Source organism: uncultured Polaribacter sp., from assembly GCF_947497125.1.
GTDB lineage: Bacteria > Bacteroidota > Bacteroidia > Flavobacteriales > Flavobacteriaceae > Polaribacter.
Map to the genome: position 1 here is coordinate 336767 of NZ_CANMFI010000003.1, position 14911 is coordinate 351677.

The window sequence follows — 14911 nt, forward strand, 5'->3', positions numbered from 1 at the left end:
AATGGAGTTAAAAGACACTTATAAAACAATTTTAAAACCTAGTAAAGAAACTCTTTTTAAAGAAAAGGGTTCTAAGTTTTTTGGGTATGCTTTTCCTGTATTATCAGAAAGTGATGTAAAAGAGTGTTTAGAAGGTTTAAAGAAAAAACATCATTCTGCAAGGCATTTTTGCTATGCATATCAAATAGGTATTGAAGAGATTCAGTTTAGAGCTAATGATGACGGAGAGCCTAATAATTCTGCAGGATTGCCTATTTATGGGCAAATACAGTCTTTCGAAGTAACAAATATTCTACTTGTTTCTGTCCGTTATTTTGGCGGAACCAAACTAGGTGTTGGCGGTCTTATAACTGCTTATAAAACATCTGCACAAATAACATTAGAAGCTTCAAATGTATTAGTTAAAACAATTAATATACAATATAAACTTGAATTTGATTACGATCTAATGAATGCGGTTCAAAGAATTATTAAAGAGAAAAATATAGAAATTGTTAAACAACAATTAGAGGTTGCTTGTTTGTATATTATTTCAGTAAGAAAAAAAGAGTCTGAAGTTGTTTTTAACATTTTTAAAAACTTGTACAAAGTATCAATTCGGCCAGTAAGTTAATACCCTAAACTTTCTAATAAATAATCTGGGCACTTTATGGGTTTGTTGGTTTTAGAGTTTATGAATGCTAAAACAGAATTTCCTGTACAAATTAATTCGTTATTTTGATTTGTTATTTCATAATCAAATTCAATTTTAACCATTGGTTTTTTTTTAAGAAATGTTGTAATGGTTAAAACATCATCATACAAAGCAGATTTAATAAATTTAAAATTGATAGAAATTACCGGAAGCATAATGCCACTGCTTTCCATGCTTTTGTAGGTAATGCCTATAGATCTTAGCCATTCTGTTCGTCCAAGTTCAAAAAATTGTGCATAATTACCATGGTATACAACGCCCATTTGGTCAGTTTCAGAATACCTGATTCTTGTTTTTGTAGATGATTTTTTCAATTCTAATAATGCTATTTAATTTTTACATGTTACGTAAAAAATAGTTAATAATCAATAGCAAATACATTTTTTTATAATAAAATTTATTCACACTTTTGTATCAAATAAAAATAAGGATATTATACCACATTTTTAGCCCCCAATATTAACTATATATTTTTTAAATAATAATGACTTTAACTGCTGACTCAGTTTGGAATGAATGTCTGTCTTTTATAAAAGACAACATAAAGCCACAAGCATATAAAACATGGTTCGAGCCTATTAAGCCAGTAAAAATTTCAGGAGAAGCATTAACAATACAAGTGCCTAGTAAATTTTTTTATGAATGGTTAGAAGAACATTATATAAAATTACTTCGTGTTGCATTAGTAAGACAATTAGGCAATGATGCCAAATTGGTTTACGATGTTAAAATGGAAAATAATTATAGTAGTAACAGACCACAAATTGTAAAAATACCTAGCTCTAACAGAGACCCTTTAAAACCACAAAAACTTACAGTACCATCAGATGCTGGTAAAAGAGAATTAAGAAATCCTTTTGTAATACCAGGATTACAAAAAGTAAAAATAGAATCTCAATTAAATGCCAATTATAGCTTTACAAATTTTATAGAAGGAGATTCTAACCGTTTAGCACGCTCTGCAGGTATGGCAGTTGCAAATAAACCAGGTGGTACATCATTCAATCCATTATTAATTTATGGTGGTGTTGGTTTAGGTAAAACACACTTAGCACATGCTATTGGTGTAGATATAAAAGATAAATATCCAGACAAAACAGTTTTATACATTTCTTCAGAGAAATTTACACAGCAGTTTATAGATTCTGTGAAGTCGAATACTAGAAATGATTTTATTCATTTTTATCAAATGATAGACGTCTTAATAATAGACGATGTACAGTTTTTATCAGGTAAAGCAGGTACACAAGATGTATTCTTTCATATTTTTAATCACTTACATCAAAACGGTAAGCAGGTAATTTTAACTTCGGATAAAGCACCTGTAGATATGCAAGACATAGAACAGCGTTTGTTATCTCGTTTTAAATGGGGATTGTCTGCAGAATTACAAGCACCAGATTACGAAACAAGAATCTCTATACTTCAAAATAAATTATTTAGAGATGGGGTAGAAATGCCAGAAGAAATTGTAGAGTATATTGCTAAAAATATAAAGTCGAATGTAAGAGAATTAGAAGGTGTTATTATTTCTATGATAGCCCAAGCTTCTTTTAATAGAAGAGAATTTTCTTTAGAATTGGCAAAACAGATCGTTGATAAATTTGTAAAAAACACCAAAAAAGAAGTATCTATAGATTACATACAAAAAGAAGTATCTAAATACTTTGATATGGATGTGGCTACTTTACAATCTAAAACACGTAAGCGCCATATTGTACAAGCAAGACAGTTGGCCATGTTTTTTGCAAAAAGGTTAACAAAAACCTCTTTGGCAAGTATTGGTAATCAAATTGGTCAAAGAGATCATGCTACGGTATTACATGCTTGTAAAACAGTAGATAACTTAACAGAGACAGACAAGCAATTTAGAAAATACGTAGACGATTTGACAAAGAAGTTAACCTTTTAAGTATTTTAAATTTTTAGCGGATGAAAAAAGTATTAATGGTTTGTTTGGGCAACATTTGTCGTTCTCCATTAGCTGAAGCTATTTTACAATCTAAAGTTAATTCAAAAGAAATTGTTGTAGATTCTGCAGGTACAGCAGATTATCATACTGGTAAACAGCCCGACATACGTTCTATAGAAATTGCAGCTAAGTTTGGTTTAGACATCCATAAGCAAAAAGCCAGAACTTTTGAAGTAAGAAATTTTGATACTTTTGATCATATTTATGTGATGGATAAAAGCAATTATCAAAACGTTCTAGAATTAGCAAGAGATAAAAATGACGTTTTAAAAGTTAAAATGATCTTAAACGAATTGCATCCAAATAAAAATTTAGAAGTTCCAGACCCTTATTATGGCGGAGATCAAGGTTTTAAAAATGTATACAATATGTTAGACGAGGCTTGTGATGTAATAGCAAAACAATTGCAGTAAACTTAAGTAACCTATTTCTTATTAGTATTCCCCCTTAAAATTATATTTAAACTTATAAAAATGATTGGTAAACTTTATTTAATACCTACTACACTAGGCGAAACAGAACCTTTAGAGGTAATGCCTTTATCTGTAAAAAAAGTAATTGAACATATTGATTATTTTATTGTAGAAAATGAAAAGTCTGCCCGTAGATTTATAAAAAAAATCACCCCTAAAAAACAGCAATCTTCTCTTAAATTAATGTTGTTAGATAAATATGCAGAAGAAATAGAAACTACTACTTATTTAGATGTTTGTAAACAAGGTGTAAATGTTGGTTTGCTTTCTGAAGCAGGTGTTCCAGCAATTGCAGATCCAGGAGCAAGTATCGTTAAAATGGCACATGAAAATAATATTAGAGTTGTTCCTTTAGTTGGTCCTAGTTCTATTTTAATGGCAATGATGAGTTCTGGAATGAATGGACAAAGTTTTGCCTTTAATGGATATTTACCAATAGAAAAAAGTGCTAGAAAAAAAGCAATTAAAGAGTTAGAGAAGTTGTCGTTAGATAAAGATCAATCTCAAATTTTTATCGAAACTCCATATCGAAATGATAAATTATTTGCCGATTTAAAAGCTTTGTTGTCTCCAAATACAAACCTTTGTATAGCCTCGGATATCACTTTACCATCAGAATATATAAAAACGCTTTCTATTAAAGATTGGAATTTTCAAAAGCCAGATTTACACAAAAAACCAGCAATTTTTATACTTCAAAAATAACTATATAGTTGCATTTTTATCTCCTACGATAGAAGAAACATCGTATCCGCTAAATCTTTTAAGGTAAGATTTTATGGTTGCGCCATAAGCATCAGAAAAACGTTCGGTACCATTACTTCGTAAGTATTTTTTTACATTACCAGCACCACTTAAATGTGCAGCTGCTAAAATGCCAGAAGTTGTAATTTTTACACCATTGATAGTCTTTCCTACACTACGTTTAATGTCTTTTCTTAAAATCCATTTATTTACTTTACATAGTGCTAAAAAAGCCTTCTCTTGTAATTCTGGGTTTTTTAAAAAAGCATTGGTATTGTATATCTTAAAACGATGTAAAGTAGTTCGTCCAAATTGATATTTACCTAAATAGCCTAAGGTGTTAACTGCTGTATATTTTCCTTGCGATTCTTTAAAAGCAAGCGCTTCTTTAAAACCAACAAAGTTCTTTTTAAGGTACGGAATGTTATAATCTATGTTTTTGGGAAAAGAAATAATATTCTCTACCTTTTTAGATTTCTTTGTTTCAATGGGTAAGTCATTGATAAAGAAACACAACACAAAATTTAATATGAATAGCTCTTTGATAAATTAGATTTTCCGTTTAGCTGCTACAAAGGTAGTATCAAAAAAACAATATAAGCAGCAATTAGTTGTTAAAGTTCTTAAAAGTAGATAAAATGAAACTTTAATCCGTTTTTTGTGTTTATTTCTAGGGTTGGTGCTGGTATTTTTATGAAATTAACAACAGAAAACACAGATTTTAATAATTTAGAAGAAGTTTTTATTTTGGTTAAATCGACATCTAAACTTAAATAAAACTGTCTGTATGGCTTTTCGTCTATATTATTTATATTGTTTTCATTGCCAGAAAGCATTCCTTCTGCACCGTAACCTAGTGCAATATTCACCCATTTAGGAATTTTACTTTTTTTAGAAAAAGACCAAATATTTGCAGACAGCCAGTAAGTTTGTCCGTTGTAATCTTTTAAGCTTTGTTGTAAGTAATTATCCCCAAACGTGTTCGTTCTTAATTGTGCATATTTTGTTTGATGAAATGAATATTTTACACTTATACGCTGTTCTTTCCAAAGTAATTCTTGACCAATAGCAAACCCAGCGCCAGCAGCATTTGCAAGTACATCTCCGGTAGAGGCGCCCCATTGTTCAGAAAAACCGTCTAATACTTCTATAGCAGTTAAAAAAGAAACACCAATTGTTGCGCCATAGATAAGTTGCTCTTTTTTAGATACACCAGCCCAATCTAGAGTTTTTATTCCTAAGGTTCCTAAATAGTAAGAAGTCATAAAATGACCTACTTTATCCATCTGTTTCCAATCATTATTATCATTTTTAAAATGAAATTTTGATCTAGGATAGTCTTTATACCATAACTCGTTTAAACCAATTAGTGCGCCTGTTGCTATGATGCTTTCTGATACAATAAGTGCATTTCTTCGTTTCTTATGTAAACTGTCTGATTTCTTTAAAAAAGTTGATAAATTCTGTCCAATTAAAAAGAAAGGAATAAGAAAAGTAATTAAAAATAACAGTCTTTTTTTCATTAACGATGTATTCCTTTTTTCTGAATCCATTGTTGGTATTTTACCGCATTTCTATTGTGCTGAGCTAAGTTAGTAGCAAACTCATGATACCCAATTTTATCGATACTGGCGCACATATAAAAGTAATCGTGTTTTGCAGGATTTAAAACAGCATCAATGGCAGAAATATCGGGCATTGAAATCAAAGTAGGCGGCAATCCTTTTCTTTTGTAGGTATTGTAGGGCGAATTTATTTTTAAATCTGCTGTTAAAACTCTCTTTACAACATAGTCTTGCCCTTTTTGTTCTTTAATACTGTAAATTACAGTAGGATCTGCTTGTAAAGGCCATCCTTTTTTTAGACGGTTTAAATACAAACCTGCTACAACAGGTCTTTCAGTGTTTTTAGCAGTTTCTTTTTGTACAATAGAGGCTAGTGTAATTACTTCTTCTTTTGATAGTTTTAAGTTTTTTGCTTTTTGCAACCTGTTTTCGGTCCAAAATCTCTTGTATTCCTTTAGCATTTTATTTCTAAAGTTTTCGGCAGAAGTTGTCCAGTAAAACTCATAACTATTAGGTATAAAAATTTGTAAAACAGATTTTTTTGTCAATTTGTTATCTAGTAGAAACGTTGCATCGGTAAAAGCTGTTAAAAGTGATGTAGCATCTGTTTCTAATTGTTCGGCAATTCTATCTGCAAATTTTTCTAAGGTATCTTGATTGTTAAAAGAAACTTTTATAGGAGTCTGATTTCCGCTTCTAAGCAAGTTTATCAAATCATTATTAGACATACCTTTTTTAAGAACATAGCTACCGGCTTTTGGTTTATTAAAATCTTTTTTAGCTGCTACCCAAAGAAGAGTGTTCGGATTTTTAGATACGTCTTTAATTTTTTCTTTTATGGTTACTAAATTATCTCCATTATAAACATAGAGTACCGTTTCTTTTGTAATATTTTCTCCAAATATTTTTTGATAATAATTGAAAGCTAAAATTCCGCCAAGAATTATAAAAAAGCCTAAAATGTAAAGTTTTTTCTTGTTCAAATTTATATGTTTAAGTGTGTAAAGTTAAGATTTTATGAGTTGATACAAAATTTCATCTTTAAACTTTTCTTCACTAAAAAGCCATTCTTTTTTTATACCTGCTTGTACAAAGCTGTTTTTTTCGAATAAAGCAATGCTTTTTTTGTTTTCAGATGAGATGTTTGCATACAGTTGATGTAAATTTAAGTAGGTAAAACTATATTTGATCAACAACATCAACGCTTTGTTAGCGTAACCTTTTTCTTGAAATTCTGGAGCAATTAAAATACCAACACCAGCTCTTTTGTGTTGCGGATTAAAATCAAACAAATCAATCATTCCGACAGGGTTTTTGGTAGATACTTCCTCTATAATTAGTCGTAATTGTTTGGCTTCATAAATATCTAGATGGGCATTTTCTAAATAATTTTTTAGGGTGTATTTAGAAAACGGGGCTTGAGTATGACTCACTTCCCAGAAAATCTCATTATTTTCTATAGCATATAAAAAATCTAAATCTTCCGGTTCTAGTGCTCTCAGGTTTATAGTTGTACCACTTAATAACATTTTTATTTTTTTAGAGGGCGTTTATGAAATTGTTAGTTCGCCATGAAAAACAAATGTTGCAGGTCCTTTTAAAAACACATTTTTATACATACCATTTTCTTCGGTAAAAGAAACTTCTAGATTTCCGCCTTCAACAGGTAAAGAGATGGTATTGCTTTTTGTTTTTCCTGTTTTATGCATGGCAATTGCAACTGCTGTAACACCGGTTCCGCAGGCAAGAGTTTCATTTTCTACTCCTTTTTCGTAGGTTCTTACTCTAAAAGTAGCAGGACCTATTTGTTGTGCAAAATTTACATTACTACCCGGCGCAGCATATGAATTTCTAATTTCTTTTCCGTGATCAAATACAGGGTAGTTTTCTAGTTGATCTACCAATTCTACGTGATGTTGCGTGCCTGTATAAGCAAAAACTGAATTTTGTTTTACTTCAATTTCACTAACATCGATCATTTTTAGGGCAACAATATCATTTTCAATTTCAGCAACATGTGGTCCATCAAAAGCAATAAAAGTTGTTTTATTTGAAATGATCTCTAGTTTTTTTGCGAAAGCAACAGCACATCTGCCACCATTTCCACAAAATGTTTCGCTACCATCTGCATTTAGGTAAACCATTTTAAAATCAAAGTTGGTATCATTTTCAATAAGAATAATACCATCTGCGCCAATTCCAAAATTTCTATCGCAAAGTTTAGAGATTACAGCGGTGTTTTCTTTGTTAAAGATAGCGTTTCTATTGTCTATCATCACAAAGTCGTTCCCAGTGCCTTGGTATTTGTAAAATTTCAAATTCATAGTACAAAGATACATATTATATGACTATTTTAAAGTTGTTAAAAGTGGGTTAAAAATCGTTAAAAACAAGTTAAACAGATTTTTTTTATTTGTTAAAATTATATCTTTGAGTAGAAAAAATTATATCAAAATGAAAAAATCAATCAGTTTTCTAGGAATGGCTATTTTAGGAGGAGCACTTACATTGGGTGGTTATAAAATGCTTTTTAAAGATCAGATAGTCATCGAAAGAACTGTTACAAATCCTATAGAAACAGTTCAAACAAATTACACACCTACTTATAAGCATGTGAATTCTGTAGAGTCTACAACAGATTTTACATTAGCTGCAGAAAAAACAGTCCATGCTGTTGTACACGTAAAAAATACAGCAATTCGAACGCAAGTAAATCCGTTAGACATTTTTTTCGGAGGCGGAAATGGTCAGCGTCAATACGAGCAAGTTGGCACAGGTAGTGGTGTTATAATTTCTGCGGATGGTTACATTGTAACCAACAACCATGTAATTGACAATGCTACCAATATTGAAATTACATTAAATAATCAGAAAAAATACCCTGCAGAATTAATAGGTACAGATCCTACAAATGATATTGCATTGTTAAAAATTAATGCAGATACAGATTTGCCTTACACGCCCTTTGCAAATTCAGACGCAGTTAAAATAGGCGAGTGGGTTTTGGCTGTTGGTAATCCATACAACTTAACATCTACTGTTACAGCTGGTATTGTTTCGGCAAAAGGTAGAGATTTAGAAGGCAATAGAAACATAGAGTCTTTTATACAAACAGATGCGGCTGTAAACCCAGGAAATAGTGGTGGCGCTTTGGTGAATACAAGAGGAGAGTTGATTGGTATTAATACTGCAATTTCTTCTAAAACAGGATCTTTTATAGGCTATTCTTTTGCGGTGCCATCTAATATTGCTAAAAAAATTATAGACGATATTTTAGAATTTGGAAAAGTAGAACAGGCTATTTTAGGAATAAATGTAGACATAAGTTTTAAAGAAGAAGGGGTAAAAGTAGCTGCCGTTTTAGAAGAAACTGAAAATGCTAAAAAATCTGGATTGAAATCTGGTGATGTCATCAAAAAAATAAACAATATTAAGATTGCTAAATTTTCTGACTTAAAAGGGCAATTAACAGCAAAAAGACCGGGTGAGTTTGTTGATGTTACCATTGATAGAGATGGAGAGGTTCTTGTTAAAAAGGTGCAACTTTCTAAAACAGTAGAAAGATATATTTCATCTGTTTTTGATTGGGAATTAAAAGACCTAACAAAAAAAGAAAAGAAACAAAAAAGTATTACTGAAGGGGTTAAAATTTACAAAACGCTAGCAGATGAAAAAGGAACTAGTTTGCAGAATTTTATAATACTTAGTGTGAATGGTAAAAAAGCCAAAACAGCAAAAGATACAGCATTGTTATTAGACAAGCTAGTGTCTAATAGATATAGAGTTATTATAGAAATGATGAATTTAGACGGAGAAATAGAAAAATATATTTATAGATAATAAGCAGTTTATATTATTTGTGATTAAATCCTGATGTTTTCATCAGGATTTTCTTATTTCTAAAACTTTTTACGAAATCGATTTCGTATTTGGAAATAATTAAATACTTTTGCCGAAAATTTTAAAATAATTAGTAGCCAAATCAATTTTTACAAATTATGTCAGCAACAATAAATTACAACGAAGAAGTCTTAACTCAGGCTCAAATTAGAAGAGAAACAGTTCAGTTTATTACTATCGTAAACGATTTATGGTACGATAAATCTATAGAATTGGTTTTTTTTAGAAACCCTTTGGTAGATAAAAGAGCCAGTGAGGTATTAAACTTACTTGAGTATGCAAGAGAATTTGTTAGCAAACCAATCACTATTAAAGATGCTTTAGAGATTGCAAAAGCAATTCAACAAATAGACTTGCCAGCCGCTAAACTAGACATTGGTAAATTGGCTTACGAATGCTATTTAAGTGTATCAAATTGTGATGATAAAGTAGCTTTCGTAAAAAAACAACTTCAAAATGTACAAGAAGCAGCACCTATTCATCCAAAAGATGTTGTATTGTATGGTTTTGGTAGAATTGGCCGTTTGCTGGCAAGAGAGTTAATGTCTAAAATGGGTAAAGGTTCGCAATTAAGACTAAGAGCCATCGTAACTAGAGGTGAAATTAATGCAACTGTTTTAGCAAAAAGAGCCTCTTTATTACAGATAGATTCTGTGCACGGAGACTTTTTAGGAACTGTACAAATTGATGTAGAAAATAAAGCGCTTATTATAAACGGAACAACTGTTTATCTTATATCAGCTAACAAACCAGAAGATATCGATTACACAAAATATGGCATTAACAATGCATTGATAATCGATAATACAGGAGCATTTAGAGATGATAAAGAGCTAGCAAGACACCTTACATCTAAAGGTGCTAGTAAAGTTTTATTAACGGCACCTGCAAAAGGAGTACCTAATATTGTACATGGTGTTAATCATAAAAACTACAATCCAGATACTGTGTCAATTTTTTCTGCGGCCTCTTGTACCACAAACGCAATTACACCAGTATTAAAAGTGTTAGAAGATAATTTTGGCATCAAAAAAGGACATTTAGAAACCATTCATGCATACACAAACGATCAGAACTTGGTAGATAACATGCACTCTAAATATAGGCGAGGTAGGGCAGCAGCTTTAAATATGGTAATTACAGAAACAGGTGCTGGTGCAGCAGTTTCTAAGGCCATACCTGCATTAGAAGGCAAGTTAACTTCAAATGCAATTAGAGTTCCGGTACCAAATGGTTCTTTAGCAATTTTAAACTTGCAATTAAGAACATCTGTTTCTACAAAAAATATAAACGACATTATAAAACAGCATGCTTTAGAGGGCGATTTGGTAGAGCAAATTAAGTATTCATTAAATTCAGAACTTGTTTCTTCGGATATTATTGGTGCAACAGCACCTTCTATTTTTGATAGTAAAGCGACTATAACAGACAAAGAAACGATTGTAATTTATATTTGGTATGATAATGAATACGGATACTCGCATCAAGTAATGCGTTTGGCAAAGCACATTGCGAAAGTTAGAAGGTTTACTTATTATTAGTAAAACTTAATTTATTCATTAGCTTTTGTCATTTCGACTCTTTGGGAGAAATAACATAAAGTTAGTAATCTCATTTTATCACTGCTATGAGACTTCTCACTATCGTTCGAAGTGACAATGTTAATGTCTAATTCCAGAATAACCACACACTTTTGTCATTTCGACTTTTTGGGAGAAATCACATAAAGTTAGTAATCTTATTTCATCACTGTTATGAGATTTCTCACGATCGTTCTGAGCAAAATATTGTTGTCTTAAACCAACTTTATTAAGTAGTAAGAAAGAATTTTAGAGTTTATTCCTCCTCAAAAAGGAGTATTTTAGCATCAAATTCTGGTTGTAAAAACTCGTCTTTACTCATAAAATAATCAGAAGTAATTAGCCTGTAACCTGTTTCTTTTTTTTGCAAACTCCATATAATATCATCCGCTTCTTCAAAAGCTTCTTCAGCAGTTAGTTGTTTATTAAACAAGCGAAGTATAATATTATGACTGTCTAAGTTTTTAGCAAAAGACTTTAAAACAATTTCTTTTGTAATATTGGCATCAGAATTTAACAAAGGTGTTATTTCAAAATCTACAATTGTTGCTTTTGCACTCGGAAAAGTACCATTAAAAGCTTTGTATAATAGTTGATTAATTTTAAAAAGACTGCAATGCAGTTCAATTTTTGGGTATTCTTCAGAAATTTTATCTACCAACATTTCGTACGAAAGCGAATCTAACTGACCTTTATTTAACGTATCAGACAATTTATATTCTAAAACAATTCTTGCGGCCTCACTTGGTTCTTTGTCGGCTATTGCCATAAAAAGTAATTCTCTTAGTTCTGGTATGTCGGTAGTTTCTGTATCCGGCAGTTCAAAAAGAGTTAAAAGTTCTTTATAGTCGTCAATATTCCAAGAATTTTCTAGTTCGTCAACTGTAGAAATTTTATGTATTTTTATAGCGTATTTCATTTTTTTAAATCATTTTTGATGTTCAATTAAAAATACAAAATTTTAAGATCAAAACCAAGTTTTTTCTATTTTAATACTATGACAATTCAACAAAAAATACAAAATCTTAGAGACGAATTAAACAGTCATAATTACAATTATTATGTGCTTGACAATGCTTCAATTTCAGATTTTGAGTTTGATATCAAACTAAAAGAATTAGCAAAATTAGAAGAAGAAAATCCATTATTTTTTGATGCCAACTCACCAACCCAAAGAGTAGGAGGTGCCATTACCAAAAATTTTGACACCATTACTCATTTAAATAGAATGTATTCTTTAGACAATTCTTATTCTAAAGAAGATTTGTTAGATTGGGAAAAACGCATTCAAAAAGTTTTAGGAACTACAGAGATAGAGTATACCTGTGAGTTAAAATACGACGGAGCGTCTATAAATTTAACTTATGAAAACGGTCAATTTGTAAAAGCTGTAACAAGAGGAGATGGTTTTCAGGGCGATGAGGTTACAAACAATATAAGAACAATAAAGTCTATTCCGTTAACTTTAAAACAAGATTTTTTAGAAAATTTTGAAATGCGAGGAGAAATTATTTTGCCTTTGGCAGGTTTTTATAAAATGAACGAAGAGCGGGTTTTAAACGGAGAAGAAGAGTATAGAAACCCAAGAAATACCGCAAGCGGAAGTTTAAAATTACAAGACAGTGCAGAGGTTGCTAAGCGTCCTTTAGACTGTTTGTTGTATCAGGTGGTAACATCAGAAAGAAAATACAAGACTCATTTTAAGAGTTTAGAAGCGGCTAGAAATACTGGTTTTAAAGTGCCAGAAACCATAAAATTAGCAAAATCGATTGATGAAGTTTTTCAGTTTGTGAATTATTGGGATACAAATCGACACAATTTACCTTACGAAACAGACGGAATTGTTATTAAAGTAAACAATTTACAGCAACAAGAAGAGTTAGGTTATACGGCAAAAGCGCCGCGTTGGGCAATTGCTTATAAATTTAAGGCAGAACAAGTAGCTACTGTTTTAAATGAAATTACCTATCAAGTGGGTAGAACTGGTGCAATAACTCCGGTTGCAAATTTGGCACCGGTACAATTAGCAGGCACAACAGTAAAAAGAGCTTCGTTGCACAACGCAGATCAAATAGAAAAATTAGATATTAGAATAAACGATACTGTTTTTGTTGAAAAAGGTGGTGAAATTATTCCGAAAATTATTGCGGTAGATTTTACAAAACGTCCAGACAGTTCTCAACCTACATTATATGCTGCCAATTGTCCAGAATGCAATGCCAAACTGGTAAGAACAACTGGCGATGCAAAACACTATTGCCCAAATGAATTTGGTTGTGCACCTCAAATAACGGGTAGAATTCAACATTTTATCAGCAGAAAAGCAATGGATATTGATGGTTTGGGTGGCGAAACGGTAGATTTATTGCGTAAAGAAGGTTTGGTGCAAAATTATGCAGATTTGTACGATTTAAAAGTGGCACAGATAATTCCGTTAGAAAGAATGGCAGAGAAATCTGCACAGAATGTAATTTCAGGTATCGAAAAATCCAAAGAAATTCCGTTCGAAAAAGTCTTATTTGCGCTTGGTATTCGTTTTGTAGGAGAAACAGTTGCAAAAAAGCTAGCAAAACATTTTAAAACAATAGACAAATTAATGACTGCCTCTTTCGAAGAGTTAATTAATGTAGATGAAATTGGCGATCGAATAGCGCAAAGTATCATCGATTTTTCTTCAGATCTAAGTAATATTCAATTAATAGAAAGATTAAAGTCTTACGGTTTGCAATTAGAAGTGTCTGCAGAAAGTTTAGAAAACCAGACCAACAAGTTGGCTGGTCAAGTTTTTGTAGTTTCGGGTGTGTTTTATCAAATGTCTAGAAACGAACTTAAAAAAGCCATAGAAGATAACGGAGGTAAGGTAAGCTCATCAATCTCTAAAAAAACAAATTTTATAGTTGCTGGCGATAATATGGGGCCTTCAAAACTAACAAAAGCACAAGATTTAGAAATACCTATAATAACGGAACAAGATTTTATTGAAAAAATACAATAAATAAGACAGTTCTATTTTAATAATAGCTGCTGTTTTTAAGAAAACAAAGTATAAATAAGTCCTATATTTAATAACAAACCAATCATTTTTTTGAGAAAAATTGTATACCTATATATAATGTCTATTTCGTTGCTTACTTTTTCTCAAAAGCGAGAAACAGATTCGTTGCCAAAAAACATAAACGACTATATATTTGTAAAGCCTGGCGATTCTGTAGTAATTCAATTGCAAGAAATTAAACTACTGCCAAAACCAAAATTCAACTCAAGAGAAGATATACGCTACTATTTATGGTTTAAAAAAAAGGTGTTTAAAACCTATCCGTTTGCAAAATTAGCTTCCGAAAGATTAGATTCTTTAAATACAAGGTTAGCTAAAATACAATCTAAAAGTAAGAAAAGGAAATATACAAGGTTGATTCAGAGTTACATAGAAGGAGAATTTACAGATCAAATTAAAAAAATGACCACAACCGAAGGTCGTATTCTTATCAAATTAATTCACCGTCAAACAGGTAAAACAGCTTTTAACAATATAAAGAGTTTAAGAAGCGGCTGGAAAGCTTTTTGGTACAATACCACTGCAAACGTATTTAAGCTATCCCTTAAAACAACTTACAACCCAGCAACTGTAAACGAAGATTTTTTAATAGAGCAAATATTACAAACTGCTTTTTTAGACGGATATTTAAAAGCACAAGACACAAAACTTAATTTCGATTTTCTAGAAATCTCTACAAATAACAAGTCACAAATAAACGTAGAAGAGTACAAGCAAATGTTTTCTAAATATAAATCGAAAAGAAAGAACAAGAAATAATCTTGTTTTTTTAGAGTTCCGCCCCCCAAAAAGGTTGCGTCAGGCTTTCCACTGTATCTTTTTTTTGTTGGATTTGTAAGTTATCAGTTAAGATTTATAGTTTGTTTTAGGGATGTATTTCCATTTAGCAGGTTATAATTACAAAAAAAAGGATGCCGTTTCAATCCTT

The 14911-nt window shown here is 31.1% G+C and carries 15 protein-coding genes; 8 read left to right on the top strand and 7 right to left on the bottom strand.

Translation table 11 applies throughout. The features are described from left to right. Position 1 precedes the first annotated feature (1 nt). Positions 2–613, top strand: coding sequence for a YigZ family protein (locus Q0678_RS06925; protein ID WP_299055770.1), 612 nt, complete (start codon positions 2–4; stop codon positions 611–613). Here Q0678_RS06925 and Q0678_RS06930 read toward each other — a convergent pair. Beyond that, positions 610–1008: a thioesterase family protein gene (locus Q0678_RS06930; RefSeq protein ID WP_299055772.1), complete on the bottom strand. Its 399-nt coding sequence runs from the start codon at positions 1006–1008 to the stop codon at positions 610–612. The two genes, Q0678_RS06925 and Q0678_RS06930, sit on opposite strands and share 4 nt — an antisense overlap. 170 nt (positions 1009–1178) lie before the next feature. On the opposite strand from Q0678_RS06930, the gene dnaA reads away from it, so the two are divergent. From dnaA to Q0678_RS06945, 3 genes are read left to right on the top strand one after another with little or no spacing between them, the layout of a single operon-like run. Further along, the gene (gene dnaA / locus Q0678_RS06935) at positions 1179–2606 is read left to right on the top strand and encodes a chromosomal replication initiator protein DnaA (protein WP_299055776.1); all 1428 of its coding nucleotides are present in this window, start codon (positions 1179–1181) and stop codon (positions 2604–2606) included. A gap of 20 nt (positions 2607–2626) precedes the next feature. After that, positions 2627–3079, top strand: coding sequence for a low molecular weight protein-tyrosine-phosphatase (locus Q0678_RS06940; RefSeq protein WP_299055779.1), 453 nt, complete (start codon positions 2627–2629; stop codon positions 3077–3079). Between the two features lie 60 nt (positions 3080–3139). Beyond that, the gene (locus Q0678_RS06945) at positions 3140–3844 is read left to right on the top strand and encodes an SAM-dependent methyltransferase (protein WP_299055782.1); all 705 of its coding nucleotides are present in this window, start codon (positions 3140–3142) and stop codon (positions 3842–3844) included. Here the strand turns inward: Q0678_RS06945 and Q0678_RS06950 are convergent, their stop codons facing one another. From Q0678_RS06950 to dapF, 5 genes are all read right to left on the bottom strand, one after another. Further along, entirely contained in the window at positions 3845–4339 is a 495-nt protein-coding gene (locus tag Q0678_RS06950) for a peptidoglycan-binding protein LysM (RefSeq protein WP_299055818.1), read from the bottom strand. A 167-nt stretch (positions 4340–4506) separates the two neighbouring features. Then, positions 4507–5406, bottom strand: a complete 900-nt coding sequence (locus Q0678_RS06955; protein ID WP_299055785.1) for a DUF2279 domain-containing protein — start codon at positions 5404–5406, stop codon at positions 4507–4509. Beyond that, the gene (mltG, locus tag Q0678_RS06960) at positions 5406–6431 is read right to left on the bottom strand and encodes an endolytic transglycosylase MltG (RefSeq protein WP_299055787.1); all 1026 of its coding nucleotides are present in this window, start codon (positions 6429–6431) and stop codon (positions 5406–5408) included. The genes Q0678_RS06955 and mltG overlap by 1 nt, the downstream gene beginning before the upstream one ends. Before the next feature lie 24 nt (positions 6432–6455). Further along, on the bottom strand, positions 6456–6977 hold the full coding sequence (locus Q0678_RS06965; RefSeq protein WP_299055790.1) for a GNAT family protein: 522 nt from the start codon (positions 6975–6977) through the stop codon (positions 6456–6458). Between the two features lie 21 nt (positions 6978–6998). Beyond that, positions 6999–7772: a diaminopimelate epimerase gene (gene dapF, locus Q0678_RS06970; protein WP_299055793.1), complete on the bottom strand. Its 774-nt coding sequence runs from the start codon at positions 7770–7772 to the stop codon at positions 6999–7001. Positions 7773–7902: 130 nt separating this feature from the next. Between dapF and Q0678_RS06975 the strand changes: the two genes are divergently transcribed. Beyond that, positions 7903–9288 (top strand): trypsin-like peptidase domain-containing protein, encoded by a 1386-nt coding sequence (locus tag Q0678_RS06975; protein ID WP_299055795.1) that lies wholly within the window; start codon positions 7903–7905, stop codon positions 9286–9288. Positions 9289–9446: 158 nt separating this feature from the next. Further along, positions 9447–10889 (top strand): glyceraldehyde-3-phosphate dehydrogenase, encoded by a 1443-nt coding sequence (locus tag Q0678_RS06980; protein ID WP_299055796.1) that lies wholly within the window; start codon positions 9447–9449, stop codon positions 10887–10889. Between the two features lie 295 nt (positions 10890–11184). On the opposite strand, the gene Q0678_RS06985 is transcribed toward Q0678_RS06980, so the two are convergent. Continuing rightward, positions 11185–11847: a hypothetical protein gene (locus Q0678_RS06985; RefSeq protein WP_299055799.1), complete on the bottom strand. Its 663-nt coding sequence runs from the start codon at positions 11845–11847 to the stop codon at positions 11185–11187. 78 nt (positions 11848–11925) lie between these two features. Between Q0678_RS06985 and ligA the strand changes: the two genes are divergently transcribed. Next, entirely contained in the window at positions 11926–13923 is a 1998-nt protein-coding gene (gene ligA, locus Q0678_RS06990; protein ID WP_299055801.1) for an NAD-dependent DNA ligase LigA, read from the top strand. Positions 13924–14040: 117 nt separating this feature from the next. Beyond that, on the top strand, positions 14041–14742 hold the full coding sequence (locus tag Q0678_RS06995) for a DUF4294 domain-containing protein (protein WP_299055804.1): 702 nt from the start codon (positions 14041–14043) through the stop codon (positions 14740–14742). Positions 14743–14911: the final 169 nt, after the last annotated feature.

Coding starts and splice junctions, on each gene's coding strand:
- Q0678_RS06925 (WP_299055770.1), top strand. CDS start 2: ATGGAGTTAAAAGACACTTATAAAACAATTTTAAAACCTAGTAAAGAA.
- dnaA (WP_299055776.1), top strand. CDS start 1,179: ATGACTTTAACTGCTGACTCAGTTTGGAATGAATGTCTGTCTTTTATA.
- Q0678_RS06940 (WP_299055779.1), top strand. CDS start 2,627: ATGAAAAAAGTATTAATGGTTTGTTTGGGCAACATTTGTCGTTCTCCA.
- Q0678_RS06945 (WP_299055782.1), top strand. CDS start 3,140: ATGATTGGTAAACTTTATTTAATACCTACTACACTAGGCGAAACAGAA.
- Q0678_RS06955 (WP_299055785.1), bottom strand. CDS start 5,406: ATGAAAAAAAGACTGTTATTTTTAATTACTTTTCTTATTCCTTTCTTT.
- Q0678_RS06965 (WP_299055790.1), bottom strand. CDS start 6,977: ATGTTATTAAGTGGTACAACTATAAACCTGAGAGCACTAGAACCGGAA.
- dapF (WP_299055793.1), bottom strand. CDS start 7,772: ATGAATTTGAAATTTTACAAATACCAAGGCACTGGGAACGACTTTGTG.
- Q0678_RS06975 (WP_299055795.1), top strand. CDS start 7,903: ATGAAAAAATCAATCAGTTTTCTAGGAATGGCTATTTTAGGAGGAGCA.
- Q0678_RS06980 (WP_299055796.1), top strand. CDS start 9,447: ATGTCAGCAACAATAAATTACAACGAAGAAGTCTTAACTCAGGCTCAA.
- Q0678_RS06985 (WP_299055799.1), bottom strand. CDS start 11,847: ATGAAATACGCTATAAAAATACATAAAATTTCTACAGTTGACGAACTA.
- ligA (WP_299055801.1), top strand. CDS start 11,926: ATGACAATTCAACAAAAAATACAAAATCTTAGAGACGAATTAAACAGT.
- Q0678_RS06995 (WP_299055804.1), top strand. CDS start 14,041: ATGTCTATTTCGTTGCTTACTTTTTCTCAAAAGCGAGAAACAGATTCG.